This is a genomic window from Caballeronia sp. TF1N1 (genome assembly GCF_022878925.1).
In the GTDB taxonomy this organism is placed as follows: Bacteria; Pseudomonadota; Gammaproteobacteria; order Burkholderiales; family Burkholderiaceae; genus Caballeronia.
The window spans coordinates 102,686-126,544 of the sequence record NZ_CP084630.1 but is presented as its reverse complement, the minus strand read 5'-3'; the positions used below and the strand labels follow the sequence as shown (position 1 = coordinate 126,544).

Below are 23,859 nucleotides of genomic sequence, written 5' to 3'. Positions count from 1 at the left end.
GGACTGAATAGCACGTTTCAAGAGACAACATGCTTGCGTCAAGTCGCTGTGATCATTAAAGTGACTTCAAACTCACGAAGACGCTACTCACCGGGAGGGATTGCCAATGCCGCTATCGCAACTCAAACCGAAAAGCGATTCGGCGGTCGTGCGCAACATGCTTGGAGAAATTGAAACAGCGTTAAGTATCGGTGCCTCACGTGAATCGATCTGGAAGATGCTTTGCGAAGAACAGGGACTGACACTCACGTTCGAAGGCTTCGTAAAGGCTTTGTGGCGGGCCAGAAGATCTCACGAACACCCGACCTTGCTTCAATCGCAACTCCAAGAGTTGGAATCTCGCACACCGGCTCCGACAAGTCGCTCGACTGAACGATTTTTTCCGGACGAAAAAAATCAAGAGGCATCTGATAAGCCGCAAGACGCCGCAGCAAAGCGCAATCGCATTAAGACAACGCGTGACTTTGAAAGTGTTCACAGTATGGATTTCAGTGAGTTCGACGATAAATTCAAGTGAGGTGGAATTTGAAAATTGCCGTCTTAAACTACAGCGGGAGCGTGGGCAAGACAGTCGCCGCGCATTACCTTCTCAAGCCGCGGATGCCGAGTGCAGCGTTCTTTTCAGTCGAGACTATCAATCAATCCGCGAGCGATCTTGGCGCTGATCAAGTCTTACAACTGCAGGGAAAGAAGTTTGGCGAATTGCTTGAAGCACTCGTTTTAGAAGACGACGCCATCATCGATATCGGGGCCTCCAACATCGAGCCGTTCTTCGAGGCCATGTCACGGTTTTCCGATGCCGAACAGGAGTTCGATCTGTATGTGATTCCGGTGACGCCCGATCAGAAGGCGTGGCAGGAGAGTTTGAAGACCGTCGAAGCGCTTTCGAATATCGGGGTTCAGCCAGCAAAAATTCGCCTGTTGCCGAACAGAATTTCGTCGGAGCCGACCGGCGAAATTCCAGCCGTGTTCAATTACGTCAAGAAAACCAAGAAGGCGTGGATCGATCCGAATGCGTACCTGTTCGAGAGCGACATCTACGGCTATCTGGCAGCCAAGCGAATCGGCTTTGACCAGTTGATCGATGACGGTGTGGATTACCGGACGCTCGCCAAATCCGAGTCCGACCCGGACAAGGCCAAGGAATTCGCTCGCATGTATCGGTGGAAGAAGCTGGCCATACCGGTGCGGAACAACCTCAACGACGCATTTTCGACGCTGGTGTCGTGATGGATCGGCCGCCGTCCAAAGAGGAGGTACTGCTTGAGTGGTTCCTTGGCGACTCGAAGGAGATCGCTGCCAACCTAAAGGTGGCGGTGGCCGACGCTGAAAGCGTCCGGGAACGGATCGTCTCGGCGAAGGGCGAACTGGATGCTACGGTCCAGGCAGCGACACGAGAATTGGTGGCGGCACACCGCGAACTGGCGCAGACGCTCCGCGATGCAAAAGCCAGCCACGCAGACGCTACGCGATCTGTCTCCGCAACGACTCAAGGTGCTGTCTCAGCGGGCGTGCGACGGTCAATTCCCCTGCTCGTGGTGTGTTGCGGCACGACCGCGACGATCGGCGCTACCATTGGCGCAGCGATCGCTATCCTCATGGTCCGCCATCTCGCCTAGGACGGTATGGAAATTTGGCGGCGTCGCTGTTAGGAAGCTGGTCTGCGCCGGAGCGCGGACCTTGGATTGCCTCGGCGCTGGGTACTTCTCGGTTGGTCTGTTTGCTTGATGCGCGCCTTCGCCTCATCAGCCATCTGCCGCACTTGCGTCGCGAGTTCAGGCGGCAGCCACACCTCCACCTGCACCCAGTTTGCCGGGTACTCTTGCGACACAGCCAGCACAGATTTAATCACTGCGCCAACGCGCTGTTTCGTCAATCCGCTTTCATTCGCGGCGTCAGTCTGCGAGATGCCATCGACCAATACGCGACGCGCAACTTCAACGTTGCCGACCGTCATGCGTTTAAGACGGGGCATGAGCGACTTAAAATCCTTCGCTGTCATGCTCTCTCCTGCCATGTTTGTGCCCCTATCTGAATGCGTGAATTTGGGGCTAGATTATCTGCCTGGAGTCAATAGCAGTCAATAGAGTCCAAAAAGAACGCCGCACGGCGTTCTGCGTGCGGCGTGCTGTCCTCTCGCGTCAGTGGTGCAGGATCTTCTGCGCGATCAGTGGACGAGGAAGCGTGGCGACACCCTGGAATCGCCAGTAGCGCGACCCTTTTCGGGCATAGATGAAGGTGACGTTTCCCTCGACGGGTTCGCTACCTTTGAACGATTCGACGCCAACGCTAAGTTGCCAGACAAGCGGCGGCCAGGGGCCGGACATGGCTGCGTGATATTCGGCCTCGGTGATTTCCTCCGGGTGAGTCGATAATGCGCGCTCCTGCTGCTCGATGAAAGAATCCTCCTCACCGATCACCACGCCCGGATAGCGCTGCGCCAGCTGGTCGAGCGTTTCGCGTGTCCAGTTTGTGACGTAAATGGTGGTTGGGCCGTCCGTCAGTTCCAACGCGTAATCGATCGCGGTCGGCTCGCCCGGAATATAAAAGACCTTGCTCATGGTGTTCTCTCCATGTGTCCAAGGGAGCTACCGGGCGGTTGCATTCGCCCGGTAGCCTATCCGCGTTAGCCCATCATCTTGCGCATCTCATCGGCGAGAACCCACAAAGCCCGATTCAGTTTAACGTTCTGGTCGATGCCGCTGACCGCTCGGGTAGTGGTCGTGCGGCCCGTCGCACTTCGTCCGCGCAGCCCGCCCTTCACCATGTTTTCTTGCACACGGTTAAAGGTCGTCCACAGGTCCGACCCACCATCCTCCATGCGGCGGGGGCGGAGAATCTGCGTTTCCGTTACGGGCGCCGCGGTGTCTTCCGTGTCGTACTTCAATTCGAGGGCCGCGCGCGCAAAGGCGTTTTGTGCGCCGGTGTCGAGCGTCACGACCTGCATGCCTTCGCGCTGCTCGTCCACCACCTCGAAGTTGTCAAGCACGCGAAATGCGCCTTCGATGACTTCGCCAACAACGTCGCCTTTATGCGGAACGCGCACCTCGCCGACGTTCGTGCCGCACACCATGCCGTTGCAGCAGACGAAGCGGAACATACCGGCGAGCATCTGATAGCTGCTCGTTCCATCGTGGCTGTTCAACAGGATGATTTCGTTCGCCTCTTTGCCACTAATCTGGTCGGCATGGCGAAGGCGAATCATGTGCTTGGTGAAATCGCGCTTGTCGTCGTTGCGCACGCGCGTCTGCGCAACCATGAAGGGCTGGAACCCTTCGCGGCGCAGGCCGTTGAGTACATCGATCGTTGGAATATAGGTGTAACGCTTCGAGCGGCTTTCGTGCTTCTCAGCAGCGAATATCGACGGCGCGATGCTTTGGATTTGGTCATCCGTCAGGGGGAGTTCCGAACGGAGAACGGGCGCGTTATAACCTAACTTGGATGCGAGTTGCATTTTCAGTACTCCTAAATTGCGGTGTTGTGATATGTCCGAGAGCGGTTGCCGCCGCTTGATTCCCGGTATCGACACGCCGTGCTGTTTAGCGTGTCGATGTATGTATGATAGGACGAAATCTACAAAAAGTCAATACATGTAAATATATCTATTTATTGTGTTTACTGTCTGGCGTCAAGAAGTTTGCGTTCAAGGTCCTGCCCCGAGGACGAGTGAGGGAGCGGATCGTTCATTCCAGACGGGCGCGTAAGCGCCTGTCTTACTTCCTCCGGCGTAAAGCACGCGAGGACGCTCGTTGGTTCTGCTCGTCGGAGTCGGTCGGTCGCGGTAAGCCCGTTCTGCTGCGCGCACCGGCGCGGTCAAGGGAACGTGGAATACCGCAGAGCGCGCAGCGGTCGAGGATATGCCGCGAAAGTCCCTGACCGGGAAAGCCGGAGCGTGTGGCAGATTCAAGGACGTGAGCGACTGGCCGACTCCGACGAGCAGATACGCCCGACAACCTGTGCGACACAACTAGCAAGACCTATTAACTAGCGACAGCGTGCGCAGCGCCGCCAGGCGCAAAAGTCGGTGTTTCACTTGGTGTTTCGCAAGCTCGTCGATATAATGAGACGAGTTGGATCCCGTTCTACTCCTGCGGTGTTGGACGGAAAGGCTCGATGCGTTGCCGCGCTCCGAGCCTTTTGTTTTTTATCGATGACGGGATGCTCCGATTATGGCATCGATCTCATGTACCGCCCGTTTGTTCCGCCTCGTTCGCGTCGTTGAGAACGATGAAGAAGCTTGCCTTTCCGGCCAACTCAACTAGAGAGAATCCGTCCCAGACTTCAGCACCTCCTGAGCGGATACAGAGATTCCACACTGGGTAGAATCCGTAAGATGCTCTGCGCTATCAAAAAACGCGATGCCCCTTTGCTCGCCGACTTCCTGCCGTTGGCGAACGAGAGCTCGAGATGGCTAATGACGAGCATGTTGCTGTTGCGCTTCGATCTCAGCAGCTCATTTCTCGTGTGCTGCGCAACTGCACCCTTGCCCATTCCAAGGCTCGAAATAAAGCGTGCTCGCCGCACATCGTCTGCGAGATATTTCTTAACAAGGGCCAGTTGCCAGTCGCGAAGTTGAGTCGTTTGTTTTGGCGGTTGGTTCATAGGGGGCGTAAGGGTATGCTTGGATTCCAAATAAGCGCGCAGAAATCGACGTCTGGAACTCTTTGATCTGAGCGTGCAGGCTATGTCCACTGTTTTCGATGAACTGACCCCCGAAGGTTGCACCTATCTTTGGGGAATGTCTTGGGAAAATATACAGAACAAGCGAAGCTCGCTGCCGTTAAGGATTATTGCGCTGGCCATGACGGGCGCAAGGTCGTCGCGCGACGTCATGGCATCAACGTAGAATCGCTGCGTAGATGGGCAGCGCTTTACCGCGTACATGGCGCTGAAGGTGTGCAGGAGAAGCGTAGAGCGACCTATAGCTTAGAATTCAAGCTATCGGTTTTGCAACGTATGCGAAATGACGAATTGTCCTACCGCCAAGTTGCAGCCCTCTTTGATAACCGAAATTTCAACATCATTGGCAACTGGGAACACGCATACGACGAAGCGGCATGGCCGGCTTGTCGCCGTACGCTTCCGTGCGCCGCCCAAGAATGAAAAAGCCGTCAACTAAAAAGCCTCAGCCGAAGTCATATGATGGCAGCTCCCCTAGCCGCAAAGAGTTGCTGGCAGAACTGGATCATCTTCGAATGGAGAACGCATACCTAAAAAAACTCGACGCCTTAGTTCAAGCGAAGAAGCAAGAAGCGCAGCAGTAAAAGCGCGAATCGTGCTTGAACTAAGGCAACAATATCCACTCGCTGGCTTGCTCAAGGTGGCGGGCCTGGCACGGAGTACCTTCTACTATCAGAAGAAGGCGCTCGGGATTGCCGACAAGTATGCAAGCCTGAAGGTCCGGATTCGCTCGATCTTTGACGAGCATAAGGGGCGGTATGGCTATCGCCGCATCACTGCCGTGATACGGCAAGAAGGCACCAAGATCAACCACAAGACAATTCAGCGCCTGATGGGTGAACTTCGGCTGAAGTCGTACGTCCGGTTGAAAAAGTACCGTGCATTCAGAGGCGAGGTGGGCCTTGCGGCACCGAACATTCTTGAACGGCGATTCGATGCGAAGCGTCCGAACGACAAATGGGTAACTGACGTCACCGAGTTCAATGTCGGTGGCGAGAAGCTGTATCTCTCGCCCGTTCTCGACCTGTACAACGCCGAGGTTATCGCTTTCGAGATAGCCCGACGACCTCTGTTCGACATGGTTGGGACCATGCTCAAGAGAGCGTTCGCGCGCCTCGGACCGAACGACAGACCCATGCTCCACTCGGATCAAGGCTGGCAAGGCGGATTCAACCGGTCGTCGCAACACTGGATTGTTGAACAGATTTTAGGTATTCGTCCAGAGCTTCTGCAGGCGTCTTCCATCCAAGAGTTTTTCGCGGCCTTGAGTTCAACGTATTAGCAACAGCTTGGATTTCGCGAGTCCGGAAAAAACTTAGTTCGGTTTCAGCAGCAAGCGGCAGCGGCGGTAGACCTTCAAAAAATTGAGGAAGCTGACCGTCCTTCAATTCGTAGCGAACGACGGCTAGAGCCTCGGAGCAATTTGGGTCGAGGTCGATGACAAATGGGCTCAACGGTCCCAATTGCGGTTGGTTTGGATCGTACTCAAAAGTCAGTCGCAGCTCGATGTAGGGGACGAGCACACGGACTGCATCATCGGGTTCGCCATTATTTCTGGCCTCCCACGCCAGACGAAAACCGTCATAGCAGGCACTGGAAAAGTCCTCCAGCTGAAACTGCGCACTCCCGTCGGTAAGAAGCCGTCGAATGACTTCAGAAAGCGACGTCTTGCCACTGTTGTTGCGACCAACAACGACCGTAGTCAGATCCTCCAAGACGAGCTCGACATCTGAGAGAAGCCGGAAGTTTTTTATCCGAGCGTGACGCAACTTCATTAAGCCCCCGAAATAAAAATTTTCAACGTTAGCTTCGCGTATGTTAGATCATACGGATGTCGTTGTGGAGTCTCAGGGGGGCGACTAAGACTAAAGCCAATATTTTGCGACAACGCCGGTTATACTAATTGATTGAAATCTGCTAGCGAAGTCTCGGTTATCGACGCGTATATGACTATAATTTCGTATAACTAACTGAAAAAAGGGCGGCTAGTCTAATTGGAAGTTGCATGCCAACGCAGATATCGGTTGGTCAGGCTAGTCAGCCGGCTTCACCCAGGTGGTCGTGAAACCGAGGTCCCGCAGCATCGCGAACGTATTGCAGCATGTGACACTGTTGTCGCGGCACACGTCCGGGACGCGGCGATTTGCTCGCTTCTTCGCGGGTGAAGACACTTCAATTGAGACTACGACGCGATTGTCAGGGTCTGCCGCGGCATAAGCGATCAAAAATGGATCCCTGCCTACCTCGTCAAGTTCAGTGTCGTCAAGGTCAGGCGCATAGCCTTTTGCGATGACTTCTGTCACGATTCCTGGGTCAGCATCCTCATCGAGGACGAGCTTTTTATACACATCAGCGCGGTTGAGCCACGTCACGAGTGCATCCTTTTTTGCCTTGCCACCACCATCTCGAACTTCTTCCAACGTCTCGAGCGGCATCTTCACATGGCCGAGTTCCGCCATGTGAAGCAGCCAATCCCAGAAGACAGGCACCATCTCCATCGAGTAATAGTCGCGGTTGGCGGTGATCAGGACGTTCGCGTCAAGAAGGTAAAGCTTTGTACCACCCGTCATGTCACGCTGCCCCTACCAACTCTTGAACATTGGTCGGTCGAACGCCCAGGATTCGACCGGCCTTCGTCGGCGTGACAAAGCCTTCTGCGATTGCTCGACGCGTAACCTCGACAAGGGCGTTCCCAACTCGATGGCGTTTGACAACGTAGTAGCTTGGGCCACTAGTTGATTCGGCTGCTTGTTCTTTCTTTCTTGCGCGCTCGACTTCCCATTGGCGTCGAAACTCCTCCGCTAAATCCAACCATTGTTTGCGACTGATCTGATGGCGTTTGAGAAGTCGATAAACAACAAGGGCGCGGCTCACCTTACGCCTGCTCGCAAAATCACTAATCGCATCGATTAGTCCTTGCCGGTCGTCGCCCATTGGCCGAAACGCTTCCATTTCAGCCTCGGGTAGAAGAATTTCGCTTGCGACGTCATTGCAAAACTGCTCGATCTTCTGCTCAATGTCAGCGCCGCTCAATCCGGTACGTCCGAGCCAAATATGGGCAAGCTCGTGAAGCAAAGTGAAGGACCACGCGACTTTTGCGTCTTGGTCATTGACCACAATAAACGGGGCAACCTTTTCCGCGAGCGCAAAGCCTCGGAAGGTGTCAGTGCTCAGCGCTGTGTGATGCGTTCCGAGGTTTCCGATGAGCAGGACAAAAACACCGAGCTTCTCGGTCAGTCCGCGAATGTAATTGAACGAGTCTTCGATCGACTTTTTGCCACGGAATGCAGTCAAATCAAACGAGAGGCGCTCGCAAATAACCTTTGCTGCTACCGCTACAGGCTGTGCCAACGTGATGCTACCAACGAAATCCAAGGGCTGTGCTTCGTCGGCGTCTTCAAGGATGGACCGTACCAGACGCTGTCGGACAAATACATCGCGGACGAGTGCATCCAGTTTAGGCGCAGTCTCGAACGCCTGCCCCCCTGGCAGGGTACGGAAGTCTTCGCCGCGCTGGCTTTTCGCCGGCGGCTGCTGAAGATAAAACGTGAGGAGCGGACGACGATAGAGCTTGGCCATTCTGAGAAGCAATGGACGGCTCGGCGGTTTGCCGCCTCCTTCGTACTCTTCCAACGCTTCCGAACCGCTTTGGCGAACGCCACCAAGCTGCAACGCCTTGGCAGCCTCGTCGATGCCGAGGCCAGCAGTGCTTCTAGCCCATATGAGAATTTCGGGATTGACCTGCGGCATGTGTCGTATCGGTACTTGGATGCTGAGCGTGAGTCTTCGATCGCTGGTCGAAAGGTTATCACACACGATAAAGGGTCGGATTCTCAGTTTTGATGCTTTGCCCGCCGTCTTGATTTAGTAAAACAGACTGCGCAGATCCTTTTCCTTTGCTCAGCGCGAAAACCGTCCCGTTGCAATCTGCCACGACTTCATATCGTCATCCTCAACCCAGCTTGCTGCGAGCTCACACGCCGCGCGCGCAGCCGCAGCATTGATGTCGCCATTTTGGATTGTCACTTCGACGCTCCCAGTCCCGTTTTCTGCAGCGAGTTCGCCATCACGAGGCGGCGTAAAAGAGATGCCCGTTTGCACCAGCAGCTTGATCAGGTCCTCGGGCGAGTTCAACGGATCGAACGTATCCAAGTTCACAGCCACCACACGATTCGAATCGGCAAACGCGGCGAACCCCGCGCGCAGGTTTAATTCTTTATCAGTCATCGTCCTATCCTCAATGTCGGCGCCCTGTGCGCCGGCCAGTGCTGCGCACTGTATCAAAGCACCGCAGTCGATGGGATACGCTTAAGTTGCCGTCCGACGTACGGCGACCCCCGCGTAGTAGCGCGCCACCTCCTCGAGGACGCGCTGCTTTTCGGCCTGCACGTAGATGGTCGTGGTCTGCAGCGACACGTGACCGAGCACTTTTTGGACGACGTCGACCGGGACATCGTCCGCTACGGATTGCGTCCCGAAGGTGTGCCGAAACGCATGCGCATTCACCTGCCCCAGCCGCATGCGCTCCTCCAGGTCCAGCGAATCCATCGTTTCGACGAGCGTCTGGGTCATCCGGCCGATTAGCCGGTTGAGCCCATCGGCGGTGTAGCCGGTTTCAGTCAGGGCCGCAGAAGTATGTTCATCTGCGTTGACGACTCGCGCTTGCCGGTGGCGGCGACGCGACGCGTCGGTCCACGGGATGATGATTGGCGCCAGCAAGGGGCCAGTTGGATCCGGACTATCCCTTTCGCCTACGCTCTCTTCGTCGAAGCGGCCATCGAAAGTCCGCGCTCGATCCTGCCAGTGCGCACGCAACGCGCTGAGCGTCGCAAGGCTCACCGGCACCGTGCGCTCGCGACGCCCCTTGCCCACGATGGTCAGTTCCCACACCGGACGATCGAGCGTGCCGTAGACAGACGGCTTCAGACCCTCGCGGCGCGCCGACGCGGCCTCTTCGCGACGCAGTCCCGAATCGCCCATCAACAGCACCGTCGCGCGTAACGCCCGCCATTGCGAGGCGAGCGGATCCGCACATCGCACGTCGAGTTCATCGCGGAGCTTGCGCCATAACTCGGCCGGCAACGCTCGGTCGATCTTCATCGAGTTCGCGCGCCGAATAATCGGCGGATCATTGACTGCCACCCACGGGTTGCCGGCCAGATAGCGCACGTCGACGAGCCACGCGAACGCGCTGCGCAGGAGTCGCACCGCGTAGCGCTGCGACTCCGGCAGCAGCACCGCCGAGCCATCCGCCGTTGCAGTCGATTTGGATGCAGCAAAAGGACGCCACCGCGGCGAATGGCGCGCGAAGCGCTCGCCCACGAAACGCGGATCGGGCTTTTTCAGGAAATCCTTGTAGGCCTCGCAATCGTCGACTTTCAGGTCGCTCAGCGCCTTGCCGCGCAACACCACCGCCCACAGTAAAAATCGCTCGAGTTCCTTGGTGTACGCGCGCAGCGTCTTCGGCTGATCGCGGTAGCGGTTCAGATACGCGCGCACCGCATCGAGATCGTGATTGGCCTGGATGTAGCAGAACGCACTTGACCGGTTCTCGCCATCGGCGCCGGACAACGCGTGCGGCACCGACAGGCGTTCGAGCGGCGCGAGCCGAAGACGCGGTAACGTTCCAAGCGGTCCCCGGTCCGCGTAATACTCGGGGACTACTTCGACGAGTTCATCCGCGACCAGCGGCACGCCGTCGCGCTCTTCCGAATCGACATCGATCTCGACCGTGAGCTGCAGCTTCGCCTGGTGTTTCCGCAACCAGCTCACGATGGCCCGCGCCCGACCGCGCCCGATGCGCGGAATCGAACGCCACCAGCTGGCGCCGCGCCGGTTGCAGAAAGCCAACAGTTCGCCGAGCGTGGCGATGCCCTCCCCTTTCAGCCGGCGCGCGATGCGCGGACGCAGCCACGCACCGATCGGGTGATCCGCGTGCGGGGTGGCCGCCACGAGTTGCGCCGCTTCGGTCACCATCCGGAAAGTCACGGCGGTGAGCAACGGGCGACCGTGCTGTTTAATTGACGCGCGCAGGTGCGTGGCGAGCGCCGACGAGCCGTGCGCCATCGCGAGCTGTACCAGCGAATCGAGCATGCCGTTCAGGTGCCGTTCCATCGCGGCCGGTGTGGCCGCATGCGCGTCTTCATCCGGGTCGTAGTAGGTGCGCGCGATGATCGCTGGCGCGATGCGCTGCACGAAGGCGCGCAGCGCCGTGAAATCCTTGGTCGTGAAGCCTCGTTCGATCGCAACCGTAGCGACCGGTGAGACGTTCGTTTTCGACATCGACTTACGCTCAGGCATCACCGCCCTCCTCGCTATCTGCGTCGTTACCTTCGTCGTCGTCACCGTCCTTGTGGTCACCTTCGTTGTGGCCACCTTTCTTGCGGTGGTGCTCGTCGACGCCGTGACGCTGAGCCTCGATATCGCTCAACGGCGGGACAAGATCCGCCTCCGGCGGCCGCACCCGTATGCCGAGTCCGGCCAGCACCGCGTGAGTTTGCGCGAGAAACACCTCGGGCCAGGTCGCACAGAGAAACTCGAATGCCACGCGCGCGTCGCGCACCGCGTCCGCGAGCCGCGCGTTTTCTGCGGCGTAGGCGGTGACGTCGAAATCGGTCACCGGGCGCGCACCATACATCACGCGCTGGATGAACACCACCGCGCCGTAATCGGCGATGAAGTCGATCACCGGTACGAAGCGTGACTCTTTATATAGCGGTGCGCCGTAGGTCTCGGCGAGCGCGATGACCACGGCCAGTTCCATGCGCGTGGGCTTCACTGGAAGTAAGGGCACGGTGTCACCATGCGCGGTGAGCCACGCCGCGGCCGCGGTGCGTTTCAACGTGATGGATTCATCGACCTTCAAGACCACGCGCGCGACGTCGGGCGTGGGGGCTTCATCGGGCCAACGATCATTTTGATCGCGCGGATCGCCCGACCGTCGTAGCCAGCCGTCGCCGCCGAAGTCACCACCATCGTCCGGATCACCGGAATCGCTCGGAAAGTCTTGTGCCACGGGGCCCTGCCCTCTCACGCGTTTTGAAATGGGCCGATTCTACCCCTGAAACGCTATCCCGATATTATACGATTATCAGGATAAGATTATTGATAGATTCAAAATATTGACGGTGCGCTCGATGTGCTGCGGATGCGACGTGGCGTTGTAAAGGCCTCGCCGCCGGGGCATGGAGCTACTTACTCTCCCCTACAGCCGGCGCGACCATCCTTACGGTCAACGACGCCTTCCTTCATGTCTCCTCCTTGCTTCGCGAAAAAATGGTGGGGCGGAACTTTTTTGAAGTATTTCAAAACGAAGCTGACGCAAATGACACGGGTCACTGGCAAAAGACAGCTTGGCGAACCGGCCAAGCTTCGCTTCGAGAAGACGTCGCTGATCGGCATTTCTATATCGAGCACGACGACATGCGGCGCCCAGGCCGACGGCGCATTGAACACGGCGCTGCCCTTAGTGAGAACGAGCTTTATCCTTCGCCGGTAAGTATGGCCGCCAATGCTTCGGCGCCGACGGGAGCGCGAGCGATCTCTGATCGTAGTAGTTTGGAACGACACATCCGACTTGGGCCTCATGCATTCTTCAAGCCAATCGAGAACGGGATTTGCTGTCTCCGATTGATACCCGATCCTCTTCTGTCTCGAATGCCCAATGGTGCCTAAACCAAAGTCGCGAAAACCGATCCGTAGCGTGGCAAAAGCGGCAAGGCATAAGAAGGTCCTTTATCTCCCGCTCGATCCGGATTCGGTCGCACAAATTTCGATCCAGGTCCGCATGGCACTTGAAGTCGCCCGTGCCGGGCAAGGCGACGCGGCGACTTTGCGTTGCCTAGCGCAAGCCGTGGCCTTAACAGGATTGATCGCAGCGGTCGGGCACGGCGAGATCGACGAGCGAAGCCTTGCCTCCGCCGAGGCTGCGCTTACTGGCGTCCTCGCGTCGGGAAATTTAAGCGGTTGGGGATTGAGCACGGATGAGATGGCAATTGCGACAGCGGTGGTCAACGAGCATGACCGTCAGCTTAGAGAGACGCGCCTTGACGTTGTTGTGCGTGCCTTTGAACAAATCGAGCGAGGGCTTGGAACGGGGATGACGCTCGCCGGTCTGTTCGCGCTTCGGCGGCTAGTTCTTCATGTTCGGTAACCTCGCATTAGAAAGATCATGCAATTATCCAACGGCGTTGCATGTTAAGACGGTAAACCGATGCCTAGCTAGACGTTCAAGAACCTTGTTTGAGGAGTGTTCAGAAGTTATGACCGGCATAGCTATTAGCCATCGATCAAGCGCTCACGGAGTCGATTGCGTGGTAGACGTCGCGCACCGCTCGTGCGCAAGAAATTCTAATCGGCATGATTGCGCATGATCTGCGCAATCCGCTCGGCGGCATCGTTATGTCCGCCCATTACCTGATTCGTAACGAAGCGCTGGGCGGGGCACATATTGAGCAGCGCTGAGGCGATGGAAAAGATTGTTGCGGATCTGCTCGATTTTGCTCAAGTACGTATGGGCGGGCAATTTTCAATTCGAAGCCAAAAGATGTCATTACGCGACGTTTGCAACGATGCAGTTGGAGAACTGCGTGTATTTCACCGAAGCGCTCCATCGCTCCATCGAACTCGACGTACGTGATCGACTAGACGGTCACTGGGATCGGATTCGAGTCAAGTAAGTGATCTCCAATCTCATAAGTACTACTCTCAACCATGACGACCATAATGCCCCGGTCACGGTGAGCGCATCAAAAGCAGATGGGTGCGTGAGGCTTGATGTTCATAACCTCGGCGAAACCATTCCTTAGGATGCGCAGGCAGATTTTGATCCACTCAAGCGCATCCCAAACAATGGGGAGGCGGGGCATAAGAAAGCCACGGCATTGGACGCGGTCTTTTCATCATCAAGGGAGTTGCCGAGTGCACGGCGGGTCTGTATCAGTCGTGTCCAACCATGAATCCGGCACAACATTTATGGTCGTGCTGCCGATCGCCTACCATCATGCTCATAATAAATCCGAGCTGGTGCAGGCTTCTATGACGAGCCTCCAGTAAGAGGCTTGTGCGCGCCAGTCCTATAATGAATCATGAATCTTCTCCGGCGTGGCGAGATCCCTATGGAAGCAAGGTATCGAGGGCATCGATTGATCATCGAACTGCTTCCCGTTGACGAGCGCGCGTTGACGCTTAAGATCGTTAGCTTAGACGGGTTCAGTTGGCCTCTTCTGACTTTCGAGGTAGGGGAAAGCTGTGACTTGGTTTATCGCGCTTCGCTCGACCATGGCATGCAACTGATCGACGAAGCGTGCAGTGATCGTCTCGCCTTCCCATGGGATGAAAATCAACCGCGGTTATAGCCATCTTAATCTCTTAATCAACTTTTGGTTTAAGGAGCCCAATTTTAGGCCTCTTTAAAGATGTTCAAAGGAGTCCCGCTTCTGCCCATTGACGCCGTCGTAAGGCGTCACTGCTTTTCGTGTTTCAACGCCACGACCTAAGATCAGCCTTAGCAGGCTGTTGAAATACCCTTTGCGCGGTCATCCGTGCGTAAGGGAGAGACGTTGATTTAAAGAATTCGACGACACAGAGACAGAAGCGATGCGCGGCCCCGACAGCTACACTGAATCGATGTTCACGATGTCCAGACTGGACGATTTCGTTCCGGCCAATCATCCGCTGCGACCGATTCGCCTGTGGCTGAACGAGGCGCTCAGGCGCATGGACGAGGTGTTTTCGCGCATGTACGAGAGCGAGGCCAAGGGCGGTCGCCCGAGCATCGCGCCGGAGAAACTGATACGCGCGCTGTTGTTGCAGGTGTTGTATTCGATTCGCAGCGAACGCATGCTGATGGAGCAAATCTCCTACAACATGCTGTTTCGATGGTTCGTCGGACTGGCGATGGATGATGCGGTCTGGGACCACTCTACCTTCAGCAAGAACCGCGACCGGCTGATGGTCCACGATGTCATGGTCAGCTTGTTCAACGAGACTGTCGAGACGGCGCGCGTGCAAGGTCACCTGTCGGGCGAGCACTTCAGCGTCGACGGCACGCTCATTCAGGCGTGGGCGGGACACAAGAGTTTCGTGCCCAAGACAAAGTCGGATGACGATTCGCCGCCTGAGGGCGGAGACGGCTCGCAGGAGAACTGGCGCGGCGAGAAACGCAGCAACGACACCCATGAATCCAGCACGGACAGTCAGGCGCGCTTGTTCCGCAAGAGTCGTGGCACGGGCGCGGTGCTTTGTTACATGGGTCACGTGCTGACCGATAATCGGCATGGTCTCGTGGTCAACGCACAGGTCACGCAGGCCAATGGCACGGCCGAACGGGATGCGGCCGCGCAGATGCTTGCGGATGCTGCGCAATTTGCCGGTACGACCATAACGGTCGGTGCTGACAAGAACTACGATACGGCGGGCTTCGTGGCGACGTGTCGCGAGAACAACGTGACACCGCACGTGGCGCAAAACGATGCACGCGCGGGCGGTTCCGCGATTGACGCTCGAACCACACGATGGCCAGGCTATGCAATCAGTCAGTGCAAACGCAAACGCATCGAGCAGGTGTTCGGATGGGCAAAGACCGTTGGCAGAATTCGGCAGGCGATGTATCGAGGTCTGAAGCGAGTCGACCAGCTCTTCGTGCTCACTCAGGCGGCGTACAACCTCACTCGCATGCGAACGCTTGCTGCTAAGGCAGCTTGAAAGAGTAAGCGAGAAGGAACGCGGCATCGGCGGCATCTGAATCAAGGAGAATCGGCGTCAATTTATTTGGAACATTCCAACGCGCTAGCTCTTCCGAATAATCGAGCCCACGTTCATTGAGGCATATTTCAACAGCCTGTTAGAGCTCGTCCGACTTCTTGAGCCAGGCACCTCGCCCCCAAACCGCTTATGGCAAGCGCATCCTATCTATCGTAAGCGCTAAAACGAGCACACCTTTCTTCGAGGGGCGTTAAGAGCGACGATTGCGTCCGCAACCTACATGAACCGCACCCCATTTTCCAGTATCGCGCCGTCGACCCGTCGAACGCCACGGCGATGATTCATTTGCCAGCTGCTTTCGTCCATTTGCGAATCAAATCATCTTCGGCCTGCGTAGATTGGTTGTGACGATTGGTCACGGACAGAATTGACGATTCGGATTCACTCGGCGACCGCGGTTGCGTTCGGCTCTCTGTAATTAGCGAACTTCGAGGTTTGTCCAATGCCTGGATTCAAGCAATTGCAGGGGTCAAGGTTCCGATAGAACTGCGCGAGACCGTCTTCCGCCTGATAGAGATGGCCGACGTTATGCTCTGCCGGGTACTTAGCACCTCGCGCGTCGCAGATTCTCAGAAGTTCATGCTCGGTCGCAACACAATCCACGCCTCTACGTACGATGTAGTCTTGATGAAACACGTGACATAGAAAATGCCCATAGTAAAGCTTTAAGACAAATTTTTGGTCGAGGTTCTCAGGCAAGTTTTCAAGCCAGTCCCTATCATTCCTTCTTAGAGCTATGTCGAGCGCTACGATGTCTTCGACTTCCCGTCGGTGGACGGCGCGATATCGGACTGCAGCACTCGCCGCAACGAATCGGTGCAAGAACGCTTTTCCGGCCTCGGCATCCGTACATTCAAAAAATTCGGCGTTAGCGGGCTCCAACGACGATGTCAAGAATTTGCGCACTTGGTTTGCAGAGGAAGCCGAGACTTTGACTATCAAATGATGTTCAAAACGCCGTCGCATGTCCTGCATTCGTTCGGGTAGGTGATTAGGCATCAGCCGGCTCATCCACTGAAGTAACCGGTCAGAAGTTCCTTCGCCTGCAAAACCCAGTCGAGCCAAGGCTGAGTCGAACCGACTTTTCGCTGAGAATAGAGCGGGGAGCCTGCGCGTCCCTAGAAGTTTAATGGCAAGAAACAGGTCTTTGCCGTATATTGCCGCCGTGTCGTAGGCATCGCGATGAAGGTATTCGCCGGCAATCGGTATCGTGGAGCAACCTGTAAGGAGGTAACGACGAACATCGGTCAGATATGATTTTTCATTTGTTCCAATGTAATAGGTTGTGGTCGCGTTTTCTGAAGGGAACGTATCCAGACGAACCGCGAAAACCATTACCTTTCCAGCGCAACCCGCTGCTTCATGCAGGCGAAGTGGGTCCGCATTATATCGGGCTGGCGTCGGCGCGTTCACATCCCGCACGTGCTCCGAGTATGTGTTATCTGAGGCAGCTGCATCCGTGTAATGCACATCCTCTTCGCCGAAGTGCCCCGCCTCTAAGCGAGACAAGATTTCCTCAGGTTCAGTTCCAAGGTCAATCCCGAGATGGTTCACGAGCTCAATATGTCCATTCAAGTCGACCCGCGCGTACAGCGCGAGCTCTGTGTACGCAGGACCACGTCGAACTAGTGAGCCTCCCGAGTTATTGCAAATCCCACCGATGACGGAGGCGCCAATACATGATGACCCGATAACAGAGTGCGGCTCGCGTTGCAATGGCCTGAGGACTCGCTCAAGCTGATCCAGCGTTGTTCCAGCCAAGCAGACGACCTGCTCTCCTCCGAGGACGAGATGCAACTGCCGAATCCGAGTAGTGTTGATAACCACAACCTTGCGACCGTAGTCGTCGCCATTCGGTGTGGACCCGCCAGTGAGCCCTGTATTCGAAGCCTGCGTTATTACAACTGCGTTCTGCTGTACGCATGCTGAAAAGGCACGCCACATCTCGCGTAAGGATCCGGGTCGCACGACGGCAAGCGCCGGGCCGTCGCCAAAGCGAAATCCGCTAGTGAAACGACGGGTAGCCGGCTTATCGGTCAGAACATAGCGCTCGCCGACAATCGAGCGAAGCGAGTGCAAGAGGTCGCGAGCTGCTCGACCTGTATCAATCGATGATACGTCTGCCATTTCATTTCTGGCATTACGTGACCAACGAGCGGAATTCTTCTTTAGCCGACGCATAAACTTGCTCTGGACTCGTGCGGAGGAACTGCGCAGAGGAACCGCTCTGCGCAACTTCGTTCCTGATGTTTGGGTGATTGGGCCAGCGTTTAGTTTCAGAAAATTTATGGACCTTCAAAGCGAAGCACTTGCATTAACGCGAACATTTTGGCCTAGTCGCCGCAACTCATGACGGTAACGCTGCGCCCTCTCGCGATACTCTCGCGCATTGCGAGCTATAAAAGCTGCTTCTTCATCGGACAGGGTCCGTAACGCCTTCGCCGGGCTGCCGATAATCAGAGAGGAATCCTTAACCACCTTGCCTTGCGGCACGAGTGCGCATGCGCCGACAAGACACCTATTCCCAATAACTGCGCCATTCAGCACTACAGCCTGTATGCCAACGAGGCTTGCCGCACCAACTTGGCAGCCATGCAGCACTGCCATATGTCCAATCGACACGGAGTCGCCTATAACAACAGGATAGCCGGGGTCAGCGTGGATTACGGCACCATCCTGGATATTCGAATCGGGCCCAATTACAATTTTCTCGTTATCGCCGCGGATGATGACCCCTGGCCAGACGGATGCACCCTCTGCAATTTCCACGTTTCCAATCACGATAGCGTGACTGGAAATGTAGGCATCGGGATGAATCCTGGGGCTGAATTGGCCGATGCTATATTCGGCCACTACGCACTTACCACACTCGCGACGTTGGCCGCGACGCCTTCTGCTTCGGCAATCAAACGAGCGCGAACGTCCTTCTTTGTGATCTTCCCGTACGCTGATTTGGGAAGTGCATCCCAGTAGACGAAGCGTCGCGGCCATTTGTATTTGGCCAGACGACCGTCAAGATACGCTAATAGTTCCTCATCCGAGACGGCGAGGCCGCCCCGACGCACGATGACGGCAACGCCGATTTCACCCCACTTTTCGTCTGGCATGCCGAGCACAGCAACCTCTTGCGCGCCTGGGTGCTGCAAAAGTACTTCCTCGACTTCTCGTGGATAGACGTTGGAGCCACCGGAGATATACATATCGGAAGAACGTCCCGTCACATACAGGAAGCCATCGCGGTCGATGTGACCGAGGTCGCCTGTGTGAAACCAATTGTGCTTAAAAGCTTTCCTGTTAGCTTCCGGATTGTCGTCGTATCCCACCATGACAGCGGGACCGCGCACGCAGATTTCGCCGGTCTGAAACGGTGCTAGTCGATTACCTTCGTCGTCGAGAATGGCGACGTCAATTCCCGTTCTTGGATAACCACACGTTCCGACCCGTGCGTCCGCCGCATCGTCATCTTCTCTGTGCATCCACGTTGGGAGCACGGTGATATTGCCAGTTACTTCTCCTAGCCCATAGTATTGGACGAGGACCGGTCCCAACTTCTTAAGCGCATGCTTTTGGTCAGCGCGGTACATCGGAGCACCAGCATAAATCAAGAACTTGAGAGAGCTGTGATCGTAGCGGTCAACGCTTTCGTGCTCACTGATGACCTTGACGATTGTTGGCACGGTGAACATATTATCCACACGGTGTTTTTCAACCAAACACCAAACCTCTTCAGCGTCGAGGCGATCACCGCTCGGTATCACGCTTGCGGCGCCGCGAGCTGTGTTGACCAGGGCGTGAATACCTGCGCCATGGGATAGGGGCGCGACAACCAACGAGCGAGATCGATGGTCGATACCGGGCATTAGGTCTGCAAGGTGATTTGTGATGACGAACGCCATCTGTCCGTGGGTCAGGGTTCCGGCCTTCGGACGACCGGTAGTGCCAGATGTGTAGAAAAACCAAAGGGGGGCGTCCCTATCTACTTCCGCCGAGTTGAAGTCTGTGCTCGGCGCGCCAGCGAGTTCCTCGTAATTTAGCTCCCCGTCGCGTGGCTTACCAAGCGCGACGACGGTCTTTAGAACCGGCGACACCTCGCGAACAGCGTCAACGTAATTCTCGAACCCACTGTCATAGATCATCACGCTCGCGCGGCTAGATTGCCCTAGATAAGCGGCCTCCGGAGGTGCAATTTTATAGTTTGTAGGAACCCAAATGGCACCGAGTTTGAACGCAGCCCACGCGCTTTCAAAAAGCGCGATATTGTTGCGGGAATGCACCAGCACTCGGTCTCCCGGCTTAACGCCCTCTTGACGTAAAGCAACACAAACAGCGTTCACTCGCGCGTTGATTTCTTCCCACGTCCACGTCCTTTCCGACGTGATAAAGCCAGGTTCTTTGGGAAAGCGTCGAGCAACCTGAGTCAGGAGGTCACCCAAATTCATAACGGTGGTAAGCATGTCAATCCTCAATACAATGCGTCTTTCGACCAGATGTGCGTTAAGCTGTTCGCTCAAGGATGCTTAAGTAGTTAGTGACGGCAGCACCGCCCATGTTGAATACGCCGGCGAAAGTAGCGTTCGGAATTTGCATGTCGCCGGCTTCGTTGGCGAGTTGCATGGCTGCCATAACGTGCATAGAGACGCCTGTGGCACCTATCGGATGCCCCTTGGCTTTCAAACCGCCCGAGGGATTAACCGGCAACTTCCCGTCCTTGGCCGTAACGCCGTCAAGGATGACCCTGGCACCTTCGCCAGACTTTGCAAGGCCCATCGCTTCGTATTCAAGCAGTTCTGCAATCGTGAAACAGTCGTGGGTCTCGACGAAAGAGAGGTCGTCAAGCGTCAACTTAGCTTGTTCGAGCCCATGCTGCCAAGCGCGTTGCGCGCCTTCAAACCGAGTCTTGTCGCGCCTAGAGAGCGGGAGGTAATCGCTGATCTGCAAGCTCGAACGAAACGCGATTGCGCGGCGAGGACTTGTAGCAACGTTATCGGCGGCAATGATCATCGCGGCGGCCCCGTCAGAAATCAGAGAGCAATCGGTACGCTTGAGCGGCCCCGCAACGAAAGGATTTTTTTCAGACGGATTGCGGCAGAAGTCGAATCCGAAGTCGCGACGCATGTGAGCATACGGGTTAGCCATGCCATTGCGATGATTCTTTGCTGCGATAGCGGCAAGTGCGTCGGACTGATCGCCATACTTGTCAAAGTAGGCTTGCGCGATTGTCCCGAAGATGCCCGCAAAACCACCAGGCACACCGGCTTCCTCTTTTGCGTACGAGCACTTTTGCAGGATGTCCCCCACTTCCTTCGTGGGAATTGAAGTCATCTTTTCCATGCCGATCACGAGCGCGTATTTCGAACGTCCCGAGCGCACAGCGTCGAGTGCCGAGTACAGAGCTGCGGAGCCGGTCGCGCATGCGTTCTCGCAACGCACGGTCGCAGCATAGCGAAGGCTGGGAATTGAATTGAAGATAAGTGCCGACGGGAAATCCTGATACACAAATCCCGCATTAAAAGTTCCTATGTGAACCGAATCGATAACACTGGCGTCAATCCCTGCGTGCTCGATGGCACCTGACGCGGACTTAGAAATCATTTCTTCAGGTTCGAGCGCATCGAGCTTTCCAAACGGAAGATGACTCCACCCGATGATGAGAGGTTGAGCGGTCACGATAAATTCCTCCAAGTTAGTACTAAATTTCAAGCACACCAGCGGCAATGAATCCGCCATCGACGGCGAGCGTTTGTCCGGTTACGTAAGAGGCGTCATCTGAAGCGAGAAAGGAGACGACGCCGGCAATTTCTTCTGGGGCACCGTATCGCTTCATGGGCACTTGCTTCAGAAAATTGTCCCTGGTGGTGTCGGAGTGCAGTGTTGCCACCATTGGAGTTTCAATGGGACCAGGAGCAATGGCGTTTGCAGTCACGCCTTGAGCTGCCAGTTCGATCGCCATCTGTCGGGTCAATCCAATGACGGCAGACTTAGACGTCCCGTACGCTGTTCGACCTGCGCTGGCTCGAATACCAGCTACAGACGCGATGTTGATGACCCGACCCCAGCTTTGCTTCTTCATGTGCTGGACGGCCTGTTGTGCGAGGAGCATAGGTCCCGTCACATTGACATCCATCACTGCACGCCAATGCGCGAGCGGATAAGACTCAAAGGGGTAAGTTTTAGCAATGCCTGCGTTGTTGACCAGAACATCGCAGCGTGCAAAGTGCGCCACAATCTGTTCGAACGCCGCATGAATCGAGGCATCACTTCCGACATCTAGCGTGACCGCGATCGCGGTGTGTCCTTGGGCGCAGAGCTCTTGAGCAAGCGACTCAGCTGCGTCGAGATTTAGGTCGCCCAACACAACGCTAAAGCCGTCGGCTGCTAGACGTTTTGCAATCGCAGCTCCAATGCCCATTGCGGCGCCAGTGACGAGCGCGACGCGACCATTCGAATTAGCCACACGACGTGCTTTTGATACTTCTGTGTTAGTGGTATCCCGCATGATAATTACTCCGCAAGCGGTTCAGATATGGGCCGAAGAGAGGAAACCCGTGGATAACCAAGGGACGAAGGTCACAACGAGGAGCGCAATCAGTAACGCGAACATGTAACGCCACACCTTCGGGCCAACGCCGTCCGGCGAAACCTTTCCGATCGCACACGCTGCATAAAAGCCAACCCCGAATGGTGGTGCAAATAGGCCGAGCCCCATCGCAAGGATGACGACCATCGCGTAGTGCACGTCGTTGACGTGAAGTGCTCTTGCGACAGGGAAAAGCAACGGCCCGAACAGAACGATAGCGGGGATACCTTCCAGCACGCTGCCGAGGATTGCGAAACTAACGATCGTCACCAGCATGAAGCCAATCGACCCGCCGGGCGCGCTCTGCATCAACGCGACAAGTTGGTTTGAGAAACCAGAGCGCGTAAGGGCCCAAGCCATCGATGTTGCCAAACCGATGATAAGGAGAATCGCGCCTGAGAGAGCAGCGGCGTCTACAAGCATGGTGTAGAGCCGTTTAAGCTGCACGTTGCGGCCGACGGCTCGTGCAAGCAAAGCGAATACGAGCGTGTAACCGACAGCGAGAGTCGATACCTCCGTCGCCGTCGCAACGCCTTCAACCACGGCGACCCGGATGAGGATGGGAAGCAACAGCGCAGGGAACGCCGCGAGGAAGGTCAGGCCGATCTGCTTAAGCGAAGCGCGTTTCAGTGTCGGTGCCGGACCCGACCGCGCGCGTAGCCAGCAAACCACTGCAATTGCCAACGTTGCTACGACCGCCGGAAGCAGACCGCCAACGAACAAGGCGCTGATCGACACACCGCACACGGCTCCGATTGTTATAAGTACTAGGCTCGGCGGGATGGTTTCGGTCATAGCCCCGGATGCACTAAGGAGCGCGGCCAGCTCATCAGGATCAGAGCCGTGCTTCTTCATCTCCGGGAACAGTGCGGGTGCGACAGCGGCCATGTCGGCGGCTTTCGACCCCGAAATGCCAGAAACAAGAAAAATCGCCCCTAATAGTACGTATTGCAAGCCGCCGCGAACATGTCCAAGCAGCGAACACATGAAGTTGACGAGCGACCGCGCAAGTCCGCTAATTTCAAGAAGCGTACCAAGCAGAACGAAGACTGGGACCGCCAACAGCACCAAGTTAGCCATGCCCTCGTCCATGCGGCTAACGACGATAGCAAGCGGAGCATGTGTGACAAGCACCAAATAACTCACCGTCGCGATTCCAAATGCAAAGGCGATAGGCGTGCCGAGAATAATTGCTCCGCCGACGATTGCAATGAAAAAAATGAGTAGGTTCAAATTGCCCATAGACAAAAGCGCGGGAGCGCTGAACCAAAGAGCAGCCGCGACAACACCGACGGTAGCAAATGCCGCAACACACGACTTCAAGCTGTTCAACATAAACAATTTCGTGATGGCGACTATAAGCATCAGCGCAGCACCCACAGGAAGTGCGGCAGCGCGAAAACCGTCAGGCATACCAAGCGCTGGAGTTGTAATGTCCATCTGCTCGCTAGCGTGGTGAGTCGCAGGAAGCATAATCATCGCGACGAACACGCAAACAGTCAGGGACGCTACACTCTCCGCCCACGCTTGTGCGGCTGGCGACCACTTCTTGACGACGGCGGTCATCTTCATGTGTTCGCCACGGCTCAGAGCCAGTACCGCGCCAAGCATAGCTAGCCAACTGAACAGTGCAGATGCCACTTCGTCGGACCAAACGAGTGGATCGTTCAAGGCATACCGCCAAATCACCCCACAAAAAAGAACGCCAACTTCAATGGCAAGAATCGCGGCAGCGGCAAGCTCCACGACGCGGACAAGCGCCTTGGCCAATACGGCAGACAGGCGGATCGACTGAGCGGCATCGGAACCATGCGTAAGGGAATGCGTGGTTTGCATGA

Annotated in this window: 21 protein-coding genes and 2 pseudogenes; 8 read left to right on the top strand and 15 right to left on the bottom strand. The window is 56.1% G+C overall.

Annotated elements, in window-relative coordinates; genetic code table 11:
- Positions 1 to 106: 106 nt before the first annotated feature.
- The 3 genes from LDZ28_RS30730 to stbC are packed head-to-tail and all read left to right on the top strand — an operon-like array spanning position 107 to position 1,619.
- Positions 107 to 517 (top strand): hypothetical protein, encoded by a 411-nt coding sequence (locus LDZ28_RS30730; RefSeq protein WP_244831992.1) that lies wholly within the window; start codon positions 107 to 109, stop codon positions 515 to 517.
- Between the two features lie 8 nt (positions 518 to 525).
- Positions 526 to 1,230, top strand: coding sequence for a StbB family protein (gene stbB, locus LDZ28_RS30725; protein WP_244831991.1), 705 nt, complete (start codon positions 526 to 528; stop codon positions 1,228 to 1,230).
- Positions 1,230 to 1,619 carry a plasmid stabilization protein StbC gene (stbC, locus tag LDZ28_RS30720; protein ID WP_244831990.1) on the top strand — a complete coding sequence of 130 codons (390 nt, stop codon included), beginning with the start codon at positions 1,230 to 1,232 and terminating at the stop codon, positions 1,617 to 1,619. Before stbB ends, stbC begins: the two co-directional genes overlap by 1 nt.
- A 29-nt stretch (positions 1,620 to 1,648) precedes the next feature.
- On the opposite strand, the gene LDZ28_RS30715 is transcribed toward stbC, so the two are convergent.
- The 3 genes from LDZ28_RS30715 to LDZ28_RS30705 all read right to left on the bottom strand — a co-directional run bounded on the left by LDZ28_RS30715 (position 1,649) and on the right by LDZ28_RS30705 (position 3,454).
- A complete protein-coding gene (locus LDZ28_RS30715) occupies positions 1,649 to 2,002 on the bottom strand; it encodes a TrfB-related DNA-binding protein (RefSeq protein WP_244831989.1) in 354 nt (117 codons plus the stop codon).
- Positions 2,003 to 2,141: 139 nt separating this feature from the next.
- Positions 2,142 to 2,561: a hypothetical protein gene (locus tag LDZ28_RS30710; RefSeq protein ID WP_244831988.1), complete on the bottom strand. Its 420-nt coding sequence runs from the start codon at positions 2,559 to 2,561 to the stop codon at positions 2,142 to 2,144.
- A 65-nt stretch (positions 2,562 to 2,626) separates the two neighbouring features.
- Positions 2,627 to 3,454 carry a DUF932 domain-containing protein gene (locus LDZ28_RS30705; RefSeq protein WP_244831987.1) on the bottom strand — a complete coding sequence of 276 codons (828 nt, stop codon included), beginning with the start codon at positions 3,452 to 3,454 and terminating at the stop codon, positions 2,627 to 2,629.
- A 1,289-nt stretch (positions 3,455 to 4,743) separates the two neighbouring features.
- Between LDZ28_RS30705 and LDZ28_RS32940 the strand changes: the two genes are divergently transcribed.
- Both LDZ28_RS32940 and LDZ28_RS32935 read left to right on the top strand, forming a co-directional pair.
- Positions 4,744 to 5,103 (top strand): transposase, encoded by a 360-nt coding sequence (locus LDZ28_RS32940; protein WP_370652299.1) that lies wholly within the window; start codon positions 4,744 to 4,746, stop codon positions 5,101 to 5,103.
- Positions 5,104 to 5,206: 103 nt separating this feature from the next.
- Positions 5,207 to 5,788: pseudogene (locus LDZ28_RS32935) on the top strand (IS3 family transposase); the annotation flags it as partial.
- Positions 5,789 to 6,353: 565 nt separating this feature from the next.
- On the opposite strand, the pseudogene LDZ28_RS30690 reads toward LDZ28_RS32935, so the two are convergent.
- The 6 genes and pseudogenes from LDZ28_RS30690 to LDZ28_RS30665 all read right to left on the bottom strand — a co-directional run.
- Positions 6,354 to 6,455, bottom strand: a pseudogene (locus tag LDZ28_RS30690) (AAA family ATPase); the annotation flags it as partial.
- Positions 6,456 to 6,713: 258 nt separating this feature from the next.
- Positions 6,714 to 7,250 carry a DUF4411 family protein gene (locus tag LDZ28_RS30685; protein WP_244831986.1) on the bottom strand — a complete coding sequence of 179 codons (537 nt, stop codon included), beginning with the start codon at positions 7,248 to 7,250 and terminating at the stop codon, positions 6,714 to 6,716.
- 1 nt (position 7,251) lies between these two features.
- On the bottom strand, positions 7,252 to 8,430 hold the full coding sequence (locus LDZ28_RS30680; protein ID WP_244831985.1) for an ImmA/IrrE family metallo-endopeptidase: 1,179 nt from the start codon (positions 8,428 to 8,430) through the stop codon (positions 7,252 to 7,254).
- A gap of 150 nt (positions 8,431 to 8,580) precedes the next feature.
- Positions 8,581 to 8,907, bottom strand: coding sequence for a hypothetical protein (locus LDZ28_RS30675; protein WP_244831984.1), 327 nt, complete (start codon positions 8,905 to 8,907; stop codon positions 8,581 to 8,583).
- A gap of 81 nt (positions 8,908 to 8,988) precedes the next feature.
- Positions 8,989 to 10,980, bottom strand: coding sequence for a phage integrase family protein (locus tag LDZ28_RS30670; protein ID WP_244831983.1), 1,992 nt, complete (start codon positions 10,978 to 10,980; stop codon positions 8,989 to 8,991).
- Positions 10,973 to 11,695: a hypothetical protein gene (locus LDZ28_RS30665; protein ID WP_244831982.1), complete on the bottom strand. Its 723-nt coding sequence runs from the start codon at positions 11,693 to 11,695 to the stop codon at positions 10,973 to 10,975. Before LDZ28_RS30665 ends, LDZ28_RS30670 begins: the two co-directional genes overlap by 8 nt.
- A 279-nt stretch (positions 11,696 to 11,974) precedes the next feature.
- Between LDZ28_RS30665 and LDZ28_RS30660 the strand changes: the two genes are divergently transcribed.
- The 3 genes from LDZ28_RS30660 (at position 11,975) to LDZ28_RS30650 (ending at position 15,384) form a co-directional block, all read left to right on the top strand.
- Positions 11,975 to 12,178 carry a hypothetical protein gene (locus tag LDZ28_RS30660; protein ID WP_244831981.1) on the top strand — a complete coding sequence of 68 codons (204 nt, stop codon included), beginning with the start codon at positions 11,975 to 11,977 and terminating at the stop codon, positions 12,176 to 12,178.
- 204 nt (positions 12,179 to 12,382) lie between these two features.
- On the top strand, positions 12,383 to 12,832 hold the full coding sequence (locus LDZ28_RS30655) for a hypothetical protein (RefSeq protein ID WP_244831980.1): 450 nt from the start codon (positions 12,383 to 12,385) through the stop codon (positions 12,830 to 12,832).
- A 1,445-nt stretch (positions 12,833 to 14,277) separates the two neighbouring features.
- A complete protein-coding gene (locus LDZ28_RS30650) occupies positions 14,278 to 15,384 on the top strand; it encodes an IS5 family transposase (RefSeq protein ID WP_244829659.1) in 1,107 nt (368 codons plus the stop codon).
- Positions 15,385 to 15,825: 441 nt separating this feature from the next.
- Here LDZ28_RS30650 and dld read toward each other — a convergent pair whose 3' ends face one another.
- From dld to LDZ28_RS30620, 6 genes are all read right to left on the bottom strand, one after another.
- The gene (gene dld / locus LDZ28_RS30645) at positions 15,826 to 17,571 is read right to left on the bottom strand and encodes a D-lactate dehydrogenase (RefSeq protein ID WP_244831979.1); all 1,746 of its coding nucleotides are present in this window, start codon (positions 17,569 to 17,571) and stop codon (positions 15,826 to 15,828) included.
- Between the two features lie 168 nt (positions 17,572 to 17,739).
- Positions 17,740 to 18,297 (bottom strand): gamma carbonic anhydrase family protein, encoded by a 558-nt coding sequence (locus tag LDZ28_RS30640; RefSeq protein WP_244831978.1) that lies wholly within the window; start codon positions 18,295 to 18,297, stop codon positions 17,740 to 17,742.
- On the bottom strand, positions 18,297 to 19,898 hold the full coding sequence (locus tag LDZ28_RS30635) for an acyl-CoA synthetase (protein ID WP_244831977.1): 1,602 nt from the start codon (positions 19,896 to 19,898) through the stop codon (positions 18,297 to 18,299). Before LDZ28_RS30635 ends, LDZ28_RS30640 begins: the two co-directional genes overlap by 1 nt.
- A gap of 40 nt (positions 19,899 to 19,938) precedes the next feature.
- The gene (locus tag LDZ28_RS30630) at positions 19,939 to 21,114 is read right to left on the bottom strand and encodes an acetyl-CoA acetyltransferase (RefSeq protein ID WP_370652304.1); all 1,176 of its coding nucleotides are present in this window, start codon (positions 21,112 to 21,114) and stop codon (positions 19,939 to 19,941) included.
- Between the two features lie 19 nt (positions 21,115 to 21,133).
- Entirely contained in the window at positions 21,134 to 21,940 is an 807-nt protein-coding gene (locus tag LDZ28_RS30625; protein ID WP_244831975.1) for an SDR family NAD(P)-dependent oxidoreductase, read from the bottom strand.
- Positions 21,941 to 21,961: 21 nt separating this feature from the next.
- Positions 21,962 to 23,857: a TRAP transporter large permease subunit gene (locus LDZ28_RS30620; protein WP_244831974.1), complete on the bottom strand. Its 1,896-nt coding sequence runs from the start codon at positions 23,855 to 23,857 to the stop codon at positions 21,962 to 21,964.
- Between the last annotated feature and the right edge of the window lie 2 nt (positions 23,858 to 23,859).